A 15,295-nucleotide genomic window follows, 5' to 3' on the forward strand; every position below is an offset into this window, starting at 1 on the left:
AATGTTAATGAGCGTTTGGCCCATTATCATTTTATGCTATGTTCAATGGATCGGCCGCGGGATCTGGCCACCGGCACACGGAAGTACAACCAGTTAGGGACAATCCATGCACCCGAGTCAATCAGAGCTGTTAAAGCTGAAAAACCTGGGCCTCGCCTCCGTCAACATCCTTCACTCCATCGGTATCCGCTCCTGCGATGACCTGCGCCGCGTGGGCCCGGTGGAAGCCTTTATCAATATCCGCGGCCGCGGTATCAACGCCTCCCGGGTGCTGCTCTACGCCCTCCAGGGCGCCCTGCTGGACGTGCACTGGAACGAACTGGACCCGGACCTCAAGCGCCGCCTCGCCAGCGAGGCCGACCGCCTGCTGGCATCCCAGAATGCAGAATAGCGGGTCACCGCAAAGGCGTTCTTCACTTCCGCACAATCCCTCCCCCTAGTGAGCCGTACGGGAAGTTCGCAAACAGTTCGCTGCGCCAAAGCGCCCAGCTCTGCGTTGAGAAAGCTTGAAATAACGCTGCTATTCCAGCGCTTTCTCGCCTTGATCTGAGCGCTTTGGCTGTGCTCCTTTGTTCGCGAACTTCCCGCACGGCACACTAGTGCCCCGGCACTCTTGAAAGCAGAGCCGGCGCCACTATCTACACTTTCCATAATTGCATTGGATGGAGAGCACCGATGTTGCGTATTGGTCTGTTTCTGATGACCAACCTGGCCGTGATGGTCCTGGCCGGTGTCATCTTCAACCTGCTGGGTATTCAGGGCATTCTGGCCGCCAACGGCGTCGACCTGAATCTCTCCGGCCTCTTGCTGCTGTGCGCCATTTTCGGTTTCGGTGGCGCGCTGATCTCACTGCTGCTGTCAAAGACCATCGCCCGCATGAGCACCCGCACCCAGCTCATCGAGAAGCCGCAGACCGCGGACGAACAGTGGCTGCTGGACACGGTGCGGGACCTGTCGCAGAAGGCCGGTATCGGCATGCCCGATGTGGGCATTTTCCCCATGCCCCAGGCCAACGCCTTCGCCACCGGCTGGAACCGCAACAGCGCCCTGGTGGCCGTGAGCGCCGGCCTGCTGGAACGCTTCAACCGCGACGAGGCGCGCGCGGTGATCGGCCACGAGATCGGCCACGTGGCCAACGGCGATATGGTGACCCTGGCACTGATCCAGGGGGTGGTGAACACCTTCGTGATGTTCTTTGCACGGCTGGTGGGCTTCTTCGTCGACCGCGTCGTGCTGCGCAACGAACAGGGCCTGGGCATCGGCTACTTCGTGACCTCCATCATCATGGACATGGTTTTCGGTGTCTTCGCCATGATGGTGGTGGCCTGGTTCAGCCGCCGGCGCGAGTACCGGGCCGACCACGCCGGCGCCACGCTCGCCAGCCGCGAGTCGATGATCGGTGCCCTGCAGCGCATCAAGGCCGAATCCGAGGCCGGCCGCGAGCAGCCGCTGCCGAGCAACATGAAGGCCTTCGGTATCTACGGCAACATGGGCGCGCTGCTGGCCAGCCACCCGCCGCTGGAGGACCGGATTCTGGCGCTGCAGGGGCGGCAGCGCTGAAACCGCTGCTCACTCGTGTTTCGGGCTTCAGTTCCGGGAGCCGGGGCGGGGTGCGCCCCGGCTTGTGCCGCCTCACCCCCCGAAACTTGGGTATTAACCCCACCTCCATATCGGGTTAATATTTGGCCAATTTCAACGCCAATTCATAATCCGACCGCAACCATGAAGAGACTGAAGACACTGCTGCTGGCCGCGCCGCTGCTGTTGCTGGCCGCGCTGGCCACCGCCGAATCCCCACTGCCCGAGTTCTCCACCGACGACGAGCAGAACACCATGCAGGTGTTCAACTTCGCCAGCCCGTCGGTCGTCTACGTGACCAACGAAACCGTGGTACGCGACCGCTGGAGCCTGCGCCTGCACACGGTGCCCAAGGGCGCCGGCAGTGGCTTTATCTGGGACGATCGCGGCCACGTGGTCACCAACTACCACGTGATCGAGGGCGCCAGCGAGGTCACCATCACCCTGCAGGACCGCAGCGAATGGCCCGCGGAACTGGTGGGCTCGGCGCCCGAGAAAGACCTGGCCGTGCTGCAGATCGACGCCCCCCGCGAGCGGCTGAAATCGCTGGAGGCAGGCACTTCCGACAACCTCGCCGTGGGCCGCAAGGTGCTCGCCATCGGCAACCCCTTCGGCCTCGACACCACCCTGACCACCGGCGTGGTCAGCGCCCTGGGTCGCGAGATAAAGGCGGCCAACAACCGCACCATCCGCAACGTGATCCAGACCGACGCGGCCATCAACCCGGGCAATTCCGGCGGCCCCTTGCTGGACAGCCGCGGCCGGCTGATCGGCGTCAACACCGCCATCTACAGCCCCAGCGGCACCAGTGTCGGTATCGGCTTCGCCATCCCGGTGGATACGGTGAAGAAGATAGTGCCGGAACTGATCGCCCACGGCCGCCTGGTGCGCCCGGTGATCGGCATCGAATCGGCGCCGGACCAGTGGGCTCGCCACTACGGCTTCGACGGCGTGGCGGTGCTGCGCACCGCACCGGGCATGCCCGCCGAGCGGGCCGGACTGCGCGGCGTCTACCGCGGCCGCAGCGGCTGGCAACTGGGCGACATCATCGTCGCCGTGGACCGGCAGCCGGTGCGCGATTACGACGACCTGCTCAATGTGCTGGAGAACCACCGCGCCGGCGACGAGATCAGTCTCAGCTACCTGCGCGACGGGCAAAAAAGGCGCACATCCATTACACTCGCCGCTCCCGAATAAACGGCCCCGTTTTTGGGGCAAATCTGGGGGCTCCGGGCCCCCCGAAACCTGAGTGGGCAATCAGTGGCGAGTGCCGGATAGCAGTATGCAGAAATATTTTCTTTGCCGTTACGACGAACTGGCGGAGGGCCAGTCGAAAGGCTTTTCCCTGGGCGATGTGCCGGAGGGAATCGACAATGTCTTCGCCGTGATGAAAGGCGGCGATATCTATGCCTATAAAAACGTATGCCCGCACCAGGGCATCGGCCTCGACTGGCAGGAAAATCAGTTCCTCGACCCGGACGGCGCCCTGATCCAGTGCGCCTCCCACGGCGCCCTGTTCGAAATCGAAACCGGCGAATGCATCGCCGGCCCCTGCACCGGCGAGGCGCTGACGCCGCTGCCGGTGGAGTACTCTCCCGAGGGGCTCTACGTGCTGATGGCTGACTGAATGGTTACGGATCTCTGCCATAGGGACGAACCTTGTGTTCGCCTTCCATGTTCGTGGCAACCCAGCCCCCGGCTAGTGCCACTAAGCTGTTCTGGTGGCGGCCCTGCTACCGGGAGCACCTTGTGGGACACGCCGTGAATCCATCCCTGGAGGCTTGGCAGCGAGGTCCCTCTCGCTGACAGTCCCGCAAGGTGCTCCCGGCATCAGGGCCTTCGCATCAGCTTCAGTGTTCTTATTTACCGCTTTCCTATAACCAAATAAAAACTCCTACGCTAATGAGCTCCCTAACGGCGACAGCTTGAAGTGCCACAAATTAACAGGGCGAACACAAGGTTCGCCCCTACTGGATAAACGGGATATTTTCGGCCAGGGCGATCTCACTGGCGCCGATCTTCGCGCGGTAGGCCAGCACCTCCACCCCCGCCGCCACGGCCTCGTCCAGCGCCGCCGCGTAGCCCGGATCAATCTCCCGCGCCGCCTCCACCGTCTCGATTCCCGTGTGCTGTACACAATAGAAGAGCACCGCGCGCACGCCGCCCTCGGCCAGTTTCTGCAGCTCGCGCAGGTGCTTGGCGCCGCGGCTGCTGACCGCGTCCGGAAACAGGCCGCGCGCCCCCTCCGCCAGGGTCACATTCTTCACCTCGACATAGCAGTCCCCGGGCTCTCCCGACAACAGCAGGTCAATACGGCTGTTCTCGGCGCCGTAGCGCACCTCCCGGCGCAGGCCGGCGTAGCCCTGCAATTCGGCCACCACGCCGCTGCCGATCGCCTCCTCCACCAGCGCGTTGGCGCGGCCGGTATTGACCCCGGCCAGGGCACCCTCCGGCGTCGTGGTCACCTCCAGGGTATGGCGGTACTTGCGTTTGGGATTGCCGGAATCGGAATACCAGCAGGGGCTATGCTCCACCCAGCAGTTTTTCATCGAACCGGTGTTCGGGCAGTGGATGGTGAAGGCTTCACCGGACGGCGCCTCGATATCGGCGAGGAAACGCTTGTAGCGGCGCAGCAGAACCGCCTGCGCCAGAGGGGGATCGAGTTTCACGTGACAACCTGAACTGACAATTCAAGCGCCACAAAATAGCAGACAACATTTTGTGGCGCGAACAGGAGAGATTTGGTAGCTTCTTCGCCCTCGGTCGCCAGGGGCCCCCGATTTTTGGCGGTTACGGCGCCGGGGAGGGAATAGCCTGTTCGCATTCCATCCAAACGGGTTAAAAATGCATCACCACGGACAATTCCGGACTAGGCTAGATTGAATTTGGTGGTATCGCCCCCATAAACGGGGGTCCGTAAAGAAAGAGAGGCAACGACTATGCCCAAAACTGCTGCGAGCGCCGAGTCTCTGCACGGCTTTGAGCCCTACAAGGAAAAGAAGGGCGAAGAGTACATGAACGAGAAGCAGCAGGAGCATTTCCGCAACTTGCTGCTGGCCTGGAAGTCCGAGCTGATGGCGGAGGTGGACCGCACCGTTTCCCACATGAAGGACGAAGCCGCCAACTTCCCGGACCCGGCCGACCGCGCCAGCCAGGAAGAGGAATTCAGCCTGGAACTGCGCACCCGCGACCGCGAGCGCAAGCTGATCAAGAAGATCGACGCCACCCTGGAGCTGATCGACCAGGAGGACTACGGCTTCTGCGAGGCCTGTGGCGTGGAAATCGGCATCCGTCGCCTGGAGGCGCGCCCCACCGCGACCCTGTGTGTCGACTGCAAGACCCTGGCGGAGATCAAGGAAAAGCAGATTTCCGGCTGATTTTTTGGGCCCCAGGGACCCGAAAAGAATACCGAAGGTAAATGCGAAGGTCCCGCTGTCGGCGGCCGTCCGTGAAACGATTGCCGATGAGGCTGTTGAGCGGACGGCCGCCGACAGTGGGACCGCCCGGAAGTCAGCTTAGCGGCACCGGGCCCACCCCCGATTTCGAAGCATTTCCAGCAAGACTGCCTTGGATATCTCCCACTCCTACACAGGCCGCTTCGCCCCCTCCCCCACCGGACCGCTGCATCTCGGCTCCCTGGTCTGTGCCCTGGGCAGCTACCTGGACGCCGTGGCCCACGGCGGCACCTGGCTGGTGCGCATGGAGGACCTGGACCCACCGCGGGAAGAGCCCGGTGCCGCCGGGCGCATCCTCGACTCCCTGCGGGCCCACGGCCTGCACTGGCAGGGCCCGCTCGACTGGCAGAGCCGCCGCCACGACCGCTACGAAGAGATACTCGCGACACTGGCCGAGCGCGACCTGCTGTACCCCTGCCGCTGCACCCGCGCGCAGATCCGCCGCGCCGGCGGCCACGACAACAGCGGCTGCCGCGGCACCGCCCCCGCCGACGGCCCCGCCGCCCTGCGCCTCAAGAGCGCCGGCGGGGAGGAATCCTTCGAGGATATCTGGCAGGGCCCGCAGACACAGCCGATCCGCGACGACACCATCCTCAGGCGCAAGGACGGCCTCTACGCCTACCAACTGGCGGTGGTGACCGACGATATCGACCGGGGCGTGAGCCACGTGGTGCGCGGCGCCGACCTGCTCGAGACCACCGGCGCCCAGCAGTTCCTGTTCCGGCTGCTGGGATCAGAGCCGCCACAGTTTGGCCACCTGCCCCTGGTCATGGGCCCGGACAACCACCAGAAACTCAGCAAGCAGAACGGCGCCCCCGCCATCGACGACCGCCGCGCACCGGAGAACCTCTGTACCGCCCTGGATTTCCTCGGCTTCCGGGTGCCGGCGGAACTGGCGCTCGAGGCGCCGGCGCAGATCCTCAGTTGGGCCGTAGCCCGCTGGCAGCGACGGCAGCTGGATTTGCGCAATCGGCAGTTGACTGAAAAGCCCTCCTGATATTTGCTCCCGGGTTTGGCGCCCATTAACATCTTTCGCCCTGAACGAATCGCAAAGGCTGCACCCCCATGGCAACTATCGCATTTGTCGTCCGCTACACCTCCCGGTGCCCGGGCCCCGGGTCCCGAACCCCATGACCAACCGCACCCTCCTCATCCTCCTGGTCCTGGTGGGCTATGTCTTCTCACCCACCATCTTCACCTGGATGATCAACCCGTCCGGCGCCTGGTACCGGCCGTTTATCCTCTGGTTCGTGCTGATCCTGCTGGCGGTGTTCGTACAGATGAGGCGCAAGTCGGATGAGCTTTGAAATAGCCCATATCGCCCTGATCGGCGTCGCCTATATCGCCACGCTGTTTTTCGTCGCCTTCGCCACCTCCAAGGGCTGGCTGCCGGCGCGCTGGGTGCGCCACCCGCTGGTGTACGTGCTGTCGCTGGGCGTATCCATGTCCGCCTGGACCTTCTACGGCATCGTCGACCTCGCCTGGCAGTACGGCTACGGGGTGCTGGCCTACTACCTGGGTACCGGCGCCATGTTCCTGTTCGCGCCGGTGGCGCTGGAACCACTGGCGCGACTGGCGCAGCGCTACCAGCTGACCTCGCCGGCGGACCTGCTGGTGTTCCGCTACCACAGCCGCGGGGCCGGCACCCTGGCCACGCTGTTCATGCTGCTGGCGCTGCTGCCGCTGATCGCCCTGCAGATACAGGCGGTGGCGGAGACCCTGGCGCTGCTGTCGCGGGACAGCATGGCGGCGCTGACGGAAAACAGCGTCTCCAGCAAAAACCTGATCGCCTTCTTCTACTGCGTGCTGCTGGCGGTGTTCACCAGCATGTACGGCGCCACCAGCGAGCGCCGCGCCGGCCTGTCCAGCGCCATGGCGCTGGAGTCGCTGGTAAAGCTGGTCGCGCTGCTGGCGGTGGGCGGCTATGCCATCTACGGCGTTTTCGGCGGCTTTGGCGGCCTGGACCAGTGGCTGGGGCAGAACCCCGATATGCAACAGTTGCTGTACACACCGATCAAACAGGGCTCGTCCCACACGCTGCTGCTGGTGTTTATCGCCACGGCAGTGGCGATGCCGCACATCTTCTACCTGAGCGTGGCCGAGCGCTCGGCCACCAGGACCCTGCGCCACGCCAGTTGGGGCTTCCCGCTGTTCCTGCTGCTGATGGCGCTGCCGATCTTCCCGATCATGTGGGCCGGCTTCGCGCTGGACGTGGCCGAGCCGGTGCAGTACTTCGCCCTGGCGGTCCCCCGGGCCAGCGGTTCGCCACTGCTGACGACCCTGGCGTTTATCGGCGGCCTGTCCGCCGCCACCGGCGCGCTGGTAATGATGACCCTGGCGCTCTCCACCATGGTGATGAACCACTGGCTGCTGCCGGGCACCCGCTGGCACTCGGAAGACAATATGTACCGCCAGCTGGTATGGTTGCGCCGGGCCCTGGTGGTGGCGCTGTTCCTGGCCGGCTTCGGGTTCTACCTGCTGCTCGACAACCGCCTGTCCCTGTCCGAGCTGGCACTACTGGCGTTTATCGCCTCGCTGCAGTTCCTGCCCGGCATCTTCGCGGTGATCCACTGGCCGTCGGGTAACCGCCGCGGCTTTATCGGCGGCCTGCTGGCGGGCATGTCGGTCTGGGCCCTGGGGCTGCTGATTCCATCGGTACTCGGCCTCTCCGGTATCGCCCTGCCCGGCACCGATATCCAGATCCCGCTGGGCATGTCCATCTGGACCCGGGTCACCACCCTGTCGCTGGCCGTGAACGTCCTGTTGTTCGTGGGCCTGTCGCTGCTGACCCGCTCCAGCAGCCTGGAGCAATACGCCGCCGACCTGTGTAGCGACGAGACCCTGAGCCAGGCGCTGCGCCTGGAACTGGACGTGCAGTCGGCGGCGGAGTTCCGGCTGCGCCTGTCCGACAGCCTCGGCGACGCCACCGCCAACCAGGAGGTCAACCGCGCCCTGCGCCAGCTCAGGCTGCCGGATGACGAGCGCCGTCCCTACGCCCTGCGCCAGTTGCGCGACAAACTGGAGGCCAACCTGTCCGGCCTGCTGGGCCGCGTGCTGGCGGGGCAGATCATCGACCGCCACTTCCCCTTCAAGGACAGCGACCAGCCGGCCAACAAGGATATCCACCGCATCGAGACGCGCCTGTCCCGCTACAAGAACCAGCTCACCGGCCTCGCGGCGGAACTCAACAACCTGCGCCTCTACCACCGGCAGATGCTCGAGGAACTGCCGCTGGCGGCCTGCTCCCTGGGCCGCGACGGCGAAATCCTGCTCTGGAACTACGCCATGCAGGATCTCACCGGTATCGCCGCGAGCGAGGTGCTGGGCTCCAAGCTGGACTACCTGGCGGCCCCCTGGCGCGCGCTGCTGATCGAGTTCGCGGCTTCCGCCGACGCCAGCCGCTTCAAGCAGCAGGTGGACCTGGACGGCGACAGCCACTGGCTCAACCTGCACAAGACGCGCCTGCAGAGCGGGCGCGCCGACCGGGAGAGAGCCGAGCGCGGCGACGCACAGATGCTGTTGCTGGAAGACATCACCGAAACCCAGGTGCTGGAACGGGAACTGATGCACAGCGAGCGCCTGGCCTCCGTGGGCCGGCTGGCAGCGGGCGTCGCCCACGAGGTGGGCAACCCGGTCACCGGCATCGCCTGCCTGGCGCAGAACCTGCAATACGAATCCGACAGCGACGACGTGCGCGATACCGCCGACCAGATCGTCAGCCAGACCCAGCGTATCAGCCGCATCGTCCATTCGCTGGTGAACTTCTCCCACAGCGGCAGCCAGGAGACCGAGCGCGCGCCGGTGGATCTCTACGCCTGCGTGCAGGAAGCGGTACAGCTGTTGTCGCTGCAGCGGGACAAGACCCGGGTCACCTTCGAAAACGCCGTTCCCGAAGACCTCTTCGCCCCCGGCGACAACCAGCGCCTGATCCAGGTCTTCATCAACCTGCTCAGCAACGCCCGCGACGCCAGCCCGGACGGCGGCCATATCCAGATCGACGGCTATGTGGCCCGGGGCTGCGCCTGCGTCGCCGTCGCCGACGACGGCCCGGGCATCTCCGCCAAACACCGCGAGCGCATCCTCGAACCCTTCTTCACCACCAAGGAGCCGGGCAAGGGCACCGGCCTGGGGCTGGCGATGGTCTACAGCATCGTCGAGGAACACGACGGGCAGCTGGAGCTGATCAGCCCGGCGCATCCGGAGACGGGCCGGGGGGCGAAGTTTGTGGTGCAGCTGCCGATCGGAATGATGAATGATGAATGATGAATGCTGTGCGGCCGCCGTTCATCATTCATTGTTCCGCCTTCATCATTCAAAATGGGTTGCATCGAAACGCTCAGCAGGTAAAACTAGACGCTTCCTGAACGTTTTGTAACCAGGCGTAACACATGAGCCACATCCTGATCGTCGAAGATGAAGCGATTATTCGAACGGCGCTGCGCAAACTGCTGGAGCGGCACCGGTACCAGGTCAGCGAAGCCGGTTCAGTGCGCGAGGCGACCAGTAAAAACCGCCTCGACCGGGTCGACCTGATCATCTCCGACCTGCGCCTGCCCGGTGCCCCGGGCACCGATCTGCTGAAGCTGGCCGGCGACACGCCGGTGCTGATCATGACCAGCTACGCCAGCCTGCGCTCGGCGGTGGATTCGATGCGGATGGGCGCGGCGGACTATATCGCCAAGCCCTTCGATCACGACGAGATGATCGCCACCGTGCGCCGGGTGATCGGCAAGGCCGAGCAGAGCCGCGCCCGCGTGCCGGCGGGCAAGGAGCCGGGCCGTACCATCACCGGCATGATCGGCGACAGCCCGGTGATGCGCGAGCTCTACAGCCGCATTCACAAGGTGGCCCCCACCGACGCCACCGTGCTGGTGCATGGCGAGACCGGCACCGGCAAGGAACTGGTGGCGCGCGCCATCCACGAAGAGAGCCGCCGCGCCGGCAAGCCGCTGATCTCGGTCAACTGCGCCGCCATTCCGGAAACCCTGATCGAGGCGGAACTCTTCGGTCACGAAAAAGGCGCCTTTACCGGTGCCCAGACCGCCCGCGAGGGCCTGGTGGCCGCCGCCGACGGCGGCACCCTGTTCCTGGACGAAATCGGCGAACTGCCGCTGGAAGCCCAGGCGCGGCTGCTTCGTGTGCTGCAGGAGGGCGAAGTGCGCCCCATCGGTGCGGTGGAATCGCGCAAGGTGAATGTGCGCCTGGTGGCGGCGACCCACCGCAACCTGCGCCAGCTCGCCAGCGAGCGCAAATTCCGAGAAGACCTCTACTACCGCATCAATGTGGTGCAGATGACACTGGCGCCGCTGCGGGAACGCGGCAAGGACATGCTGGCGATCGCCGAACACCTGCTGCAGAAGTTCTGCGCCCGTGTGGAGCGCCCGGTCCTGAAGCTCTCCCCGGAGGCTATCCAGGCCGTGACCACCTACACCTGGCCGGGCAATGTGCGCGAGCTGGAGAACGCCATCCAGCGCTCGGTGATCCTGACCGACGACAACAGCACCGAAATCGACCACCACACCCTGGACATCGACCTGGACCTGGTACCGGTGGAAGAGGCGGATCCGGAACGCCGCCCGCGCAGCCTGCACACGGACCCGCGCGAGGACCTGTCGCTGGAGGACTACTTCGCCCGCTTCGTGCTCGAACACCAGGACACCATGAGCGAGACGGAACTGGCCAAGAAACTGGGCGTCAGCCGCAAATGCCTGTGGGAACGCCGCCAGAAGCTGGGTATCCCGCGCAAGAAGACACGGCGCATGGCGGCGGAAGCCTGATCAAACCGGGTAACAAACCCGCAAGCGGAAGCGGTCAATACCGGGCGATTGGCCGCCAACCCGACCACCCCCCCCCTGCCAGACCTTCAATTCTTTTATATCCGATTGCCGGTATTGTGGATCATCGGAAATGTGATATCGCTACCATCAAAAACCTTCCCACTTTGGCAACAATGGAAAGTGTTACCCCCATCTCTCCGCGAGTAACAACTACCGCGCCATCTGTAACGCAAAACCCCTTCCCGGCTGTCACCTCACACCACCTTAAACTTCTAAGTTATTGAATTTTAAGGAATTTATAAAGTTGGCACACTAAATGCTTTCTTCTTAGTACAAACAAGAAAAACAGCCAAGAATAAAAATAAATGACTGTTCAAGCCCTAATAACAACTGACAATAAGCGGGCGCAACACAATAAGAATAAACGGGGCGGTCGAGAATAAGAGAAAACAGGGACCAAAACCGCGAAGAACAATAAAAACCACAAAGAATAACAATAAACAATAAAAATAAAGCAGAAGACAACAAAAATAACGACAAGCGCGTTACAGACTGACTGATTGTACCTGGGAGAGGGTGTTTGCTAGACAGCAAATTGATAGCGCAAGGAAGCCGCTGCCTTCATCTTAATAAGAATAATTCCCACTTTCCCTTTATTCTCCCCCTTTTGCCTCCATTCCCGGCGGTTTCTACTGTTACCTGATTGCAGCCCGCCCGCCTGCGGCCCTCACCCTGTGATAGAATGCGCCCCCAATCGGGACCTGCCTGCACAGCGAGGACGGGACCCTCAAGAAGCCAAACCCCGTTGGCAGCAGTCAAGACAGACAGCCGTATGCTCAATTCCCTGATCAGCAGTATCAAACGCTGGCGCAAGCCACAGCAATCGAAACTCCCCCGTATCGTCGCGCGCAGCGACCACAGCCTGTCCCGGCGCAATATCAGCCGCGCCGCCCTCACCGTGATGAAACGGCTGCAGGACGGCGGCTTCCAGGCCTATATCGTCGGCGGCGGCGTGCGCGACCTGCTGCTGGGCGGCCACCCCAAGGATTTCGATGTGGCCACCGACGCCACACCGGAAGAGGCCAAGAAGCTGTTCCGCGGCTCCCGTATCGTCGGTCGCCGTTTCCGCATATTGCACGCGCGTATTGGCCGCGAGATCATCGAAGTCACCACCTTCCGCGGCCACCACAGCGAGGGAGAAGAGCACGAGGCGCGGCAGTCGGAACACGGCATGTTGCTGCGCGACAATGTTTACGGCGACCTGGAGAGCGACGCCGTGCGACGCGACTTCACCGTCAACGCCCTCTACTACACCACCGACGGTTTCGAGATCCACGACTACACCGGCGGCATGCGCGATATCGAACAGCGCCAGATCCGCATGATCGGCGACCCGGCCACCCGCTACAAAGAGGATCCGGTACGCATGCTGCGGGCGGTGCGCTTCGCCGCCAAACTCGACTTCGATATCGAGGAAAAAACCGCCGCCCCTCTCGGGGAGCTGGCGCCGCTGCTGCGCAATATCGCTCCGGCGCGGCTGTTCGACGAAGTGCTCAAACTGCTGATGAGCGGTCACGGCGAGCGCACCTTCGAGCTGATGGAACGCTACCACCTGTGGCATCACCTGTTCCCGGACAACGCCGCACTGCTGGAGCAGCCGGAGGCGCGCGAGCTGACCCGCCTGGCCCTGCGCAATACCGACCAGCGCATCCGCAACGACAAGCGCGTGACCCCCGCCTTCCTGTACGCGGCCCTGCTCTGGCCGGCTGTGCGCGCCGAACAGGAGCGTGTCGCCGGCGCCGGCACACCGCCGATACCGGCACTGGCACAGGCCGCGCAGAAAGTGACCGGCTCGCAACTGGCCCACACCGCGATCCCCAAGCGCTTCTCCATCCCCATGCGCGAGATCTGGGACCTGCAGCTGCGCCTGCCGCAGCGCGGCGGCAACCGCGCCCAGCGCCTGAGCGAACACACCCGCTTCCGCGCCGCCTACGACTTCCTGCTGCTGCGCGAAGAGTGCGGCGAGATCCAGCCGGGGCTGGGCCAGTGGTGGACCGAATTCCAGCAGGCCGACGGGGAAGAGCGCCAGCAGATGGTGCGCAAACTGCAGCGCAACGGCGGCGGCAAGCGCCGCGGCGCGCGCGGCGGGCGCCGCCGTCGCCGCCCCAGGGCCGAACACAAGTCGCAGTGATGACCCGGGTATTCGTGGGGCTCGGCAGCAACCTGTCCGAACCGCAACGACAACTGCGTTCCGCCCTGGCGGCGATGGCCGAAATCCCGGGCACGGGACTGCTGCGCCGTTCCAGCTTTTACCGCAGTGCACCGGTGGGGCCCGGCGAGCAGCCCGACTATGTCAATGCCGCGGCGGAACTGGAAACGGCGCTGCCGCCCCTGGAGTTTCTGGATCGGCTGCAATCGATCGAAAATGCCCAGGGCCGCGAGCGCAGTGTGCGCTGGGGTGCCCGTACCCTGGATTTGGATATACTGTTGTTCGGCCGCCAGCGGATCAGCGAACCGCGCCTGCAGGTCCCCCACCCGCGCATGGCCGAACGCAATTTTGTATTGCAGCCGCTGGCGGAACTGGAACCCGGGCTGACACTGCCGTCGGGGGAGTCGATCGCGGCACTGCTGCAAGAGTGCCCGGAGAACCGGCTGGAAAAGATTTGATAGGGTGCACCCTAGCATCCGGAAAAGAATATCCAAGCCGGATGTGAAGGCCCTGCTGCCGGGGGCTGTTTGGGAAACGATTGCCGATGAGGCTATTGAGCAAACAGCCACCGGCAGCAGGGCCGCCCCGACACCTGCTTACGAACCAAACTTCGGCAGCCTCTGCAGGCCCGAGCAACGGCGCACCCTACAGGTCGTAGGTTCAATGGCATGTCCTGCGCATGCGACAGCGGACCGGGGCGGAAAAATAAAGGAGTAAATTCCGTGGCAATCGATACCGACGAACCCCGCGAGCCGGATACCTCCGGCATTACCCTGCCCCGCTTTATCGCCGTCGAGGGCAATATCGGTGTGGGCAAGACCACCCTGGCGAAGAAACTCGCCGCCACCTTCAACTACGACACCCTGCTCGAGCAGCCGGAAACCAACCCGTTTCTCGAGCGTTTCTACCGCGACCCGAAGAGCGCCGCCCTGCCCACGCAACTGCACTTCCTGCTGGAGCGCTCCCAGCAGATCCAGGCGCTGCGCCAGGACGACCTGTTCAAGCCGGTGCGCGTGGCCGACTTCCTGATCGAGAAGGACCAGCTGTTCGCCGAGGTCACCCTGGACGCCGACGAACTGTCCCTCTACCAGCAGGTCTACCGGCACCTGACCCTGCAGGCCCCCAAGCCGGACCTGGTAGTCTACCTGCAGGCGCCACTCAACGTACTGCAGGAGCGCATCCGCACCCGCGGCATCGCCGCCGAGCGCGCCATTGGCAACGAATACCTGGCCACCCTCAACGAGGCCTACACCAACTTCTTCCACTACTACGACGAGGCGCCGCTGTTGATCATCAACAGCGAGGAGATCGATATCGTCGACCGCCCCGAAGACTACTGCCAGCTGGTGGAGTACATGCTCACCGTCACCAGTGGCCGCCACTACTACAATCCCGGAGTCTGATATGCCCTACGCTCCCGCTGCACTGGAAAAACCCGTCACCATCAACAGGCTGCACAAAATGAAGATGGACGGCGAGAAGTTCATCACCGTCGCACTCTACGACGCCCCCATGGCGGCCATGGCGCAGAAGACCGGTGTCGAGGCGGTGCTGGTGGGCGACTCCCTGGGCATGACAGTACTCGGCTACGACAGCACCATCCCGGTCACCATGGAACAGATGATCTACCACGTGGAAGCGGTGGCCCGCGGCAACAAAAAGTCGCTGATCATGGGCGACCTACCCTTCATGACCTACGCGACGCCGGAGCAGGCGCTCACCAACGCCACCCGCATCATGCAGGCCGGCGCCCACATGGTGAAAATCGAGGGCGGCGCCTGGCTGGTGGAGACGGTGAAAATGCTCACCGATCGCGGTATCCCGGTCTGCGCCCACTTGGGCCTGACCCCGCAATCGGTACACAAGTTCGGCGGCTTCCGCGTCCAGGGCCGCGATGAGGCGCGCGCCGGGGAGATCCTCGACGACGCCGCTCAGCTGGACGAGGCCGGCGCCGGCCTCCTGGTACTGGAATGCGTGCCCGCCGGCCTGGCCAGACGCATCACCCAGGCCGTCTCCATGCCCACCATCGGCATCGGCGCCGGCGATGGGACCGACGCCCAGGTACTGGTGATCAACGATATTCTCGGCCTCACCGAGCAGCCGCCCAAATTCTCCAAGAACTTCCTGCAGGAAACCGGCAACATTCCCGGCGCGCTGAGCAAGTACGCCGAGGATGTGAAAAGCGGCGCTTTCCCCGACGAGGCACATACGTTTAGCTGACGGACGACTGCCCATCGAGCGAAGGCGCTGGGGAAAAACAAGGGGGCAAAAGCCCC

At 63.9% G+C, this 15,295-nt stretch carries 14 protein-coding genes; 13 read left to right on the forward strand and 1 reads right to left on the reverse strand.

The genetic code is table 11. The features are described 5' to 3' along the window. Positions 1–106 precede the first annotated feature (106 nt). The 4 genes from OQE62_RS10265 to OQE62_RS10280 all read left to right on the forward strand — a co-directional run bounded on the left by OQE62_RS10265 (position 107) and on the right by OQE62_RS10280 (position 3,205). Entirely contained in the window at positions 107–391 is a 285-nt protein-coding gene (locus OQE62_RS10265; RefSeq protein WP_265721940.1) for a TfoX/Sxy family protein, read from the forward strand. A gap of 284 nt (positions 392–675) precedes the next feature. Beyond that, positions 676–1,560 (forward strand): protease HtpX, encoded by an 885-nt coding sequence (htpX, locus tag OQE62_RS10270; RefSeq protein WP_265721941.1) that lies wholly within the window; start codon positions 676–678, stop codon positions 1,558–1,560. Between the two features lie 162 nt (positions 1,561–1,722). Then, complete coding sequence (locus OQE62_RS10275) at positions 1,723–2,775, forward strand: S1C family serine protease (protein WP_265721942.1); 1,053 nt, start codon at positions 1,723–1,725, stop codon at positions 2,773–2,775. An 85-nt stretch (positions 2,776–2,860) separates the two neighbouring features. Further along, positions 2,861–3,205 carry a Rieske (2Fe-2S) protein gene (locus OQE62_RS10280; RefSeq protein WP_265721943.1) on the forward strand — a complete coding sequence of 115 codons (345 nt, stop codon included), beginning with the start codon at positions 2,861–2,863 and terminating at the stop codon, positions 3,203–3,205. Positions 3,206–3,545: 340 nt separating this feature from the next. On the opposite strand, the gene sfsA is transcribed toward OQE62_RS10280, so the two are convergent. Continuing rightward, positions 3,546–4,247 carry a DNA/RNA nuclease SfsA gene (sfsA, locus tag OQE62_RS10285; protein ID WP_265721944.1) on the reverse strand — a complete coding sequence of 234 codons (702 nt, stop codon included), beginning with the start codon at positions 4,245–4,247 and terminating at the stop codon, positions 3,546–3,548. A gap of 270 nt (positions 4,248–4,517) precedes the next feature. Here sfsA and dksA point away from each other — a divergent pair, with 270 nt between their 5' ends. From dksA to panB, 9 genes are all read left to right on the forward strand, one after another. Next, complete coding sequence (gene dksA / locus OQE62_RS10290) at positions 4,518–4,955, forward strand: RNA polymerase-binding protein DksA (protein WP_265721945.1); 438 nt, start codon at positions 4,518–4,520, stop codon at positions 4,953–4,955. Positions 4,956–5,145: 190 nt separating this feature from the next. After that, positions 5,146–6,030: a tRNA glutamyl-Q(34) synthetase GluQRS gene (gene gluQRS, locus OQE62_RS10295; protein WP_265721946.1), complete on the forward strand. Its 885-nt coding sequence runs from the start codon at positions 5,146–5,148 to the stop codon at positions 6,028–6,030. Between the two features lie 133 nt (positions 6,031–6,163). Next, positions 6,164–6,340 carry a hypothetical protein gene (locus tag OQE62_RS10300; protein ID WP_265721947.1) on the forward strand — a complete coding sequence of 59 codons (177 nt, stop codon included), beginning with the start codon at positions 6,164–6,166 and terminating at the stop codon, positions 6,338–6,340. After that, complete coding sequence (locus OQE62_RS10305) at positions 6,330–9,296, forward strand: ATP-binding protein (RefSeq protein ID WP_265721948.1); 2,967 nt, start codon at positions 6,330–6,332, stop codon at positions 9,294–9,296. Before OQE62_RS10300 ends, OQE62_RS10305 begins: the two co-directional genes overlap by 11 nt. Positions 9,297–9,421: 125 nt before the next feature. Continuing rightward, positions 9,422–10,810, forward strand: a complete 1,389-nt coding sequence (locus tag OQE62_RS10310; RefSeq protein WP_265721949.1) for a sigma-54-dependent transcriptional regulator — start codon at positions 9,422–9,424, stop codon at positions 10,808–10,810. Between the two features lie 832 nt (positions 10,811–11,642). Continuing rightward, complete coding sequence (gene pcnB / locus OQE62_RS10315; RefSeq protein WP_265721950.1) at positions 11,643–13,001, forward strand: polynucleotide adenylyltransferase PcnB; 1,359 nt, start codon at positions 11,643–11,645, stop codon at positions 12,999–13,001. After that, positions 13,001–13,477, forward strand: a complete 477-nt coding sequence (gene folK / locus OQE62_RS10320; protein WP_265721951.1) for a 2-amino-4-hydroxy-6-hydroxymethyldihydropteridine diphosphokinase — start codon at positions 13,001–13,003, stop codon at positions 13,475–13,477. The genes pcnB and folK overlap by 1 nt, the downstream gene beginning before the upstream one ends. Before the next feature lie 264 nt (positions 13,478–13,741). Next, entirely contained in the window at positions 13,742–14,422 is a 681-nt protein-coding gene (locus OQE62_RS10325) for a deoxynucleoside kinase (protein ID WP_377535667.1), read from the forward strand. A gap of 1 nt (position 14,423) precedes the next feature. After that, positions 14,424–15,239, forward strand: coding sequence for a 3-methyl-2-oxobutanoate hydroxymethyltransferase (gene panB, locus OQE62_RS10330; RefSeq protein ID WP_265721952.1), 816 nt, complete (start codon positions 14,424–14,426; stop codon positions 15,237–15,239). Positions 15,240–15,295 lie beyond the last annotated feature (56 nt).

Source organism: Microbulbifer halophilus (assembly GCF_026183675.1).
In the GTDB taxonomy this organism is placed as follows: Bacteria; Pseudomonadota; Gammaproteobacteria; order Pseudomonadales; family Cellvibrionaceae; genus Microbulbifer; species Microbulbifer halophilus.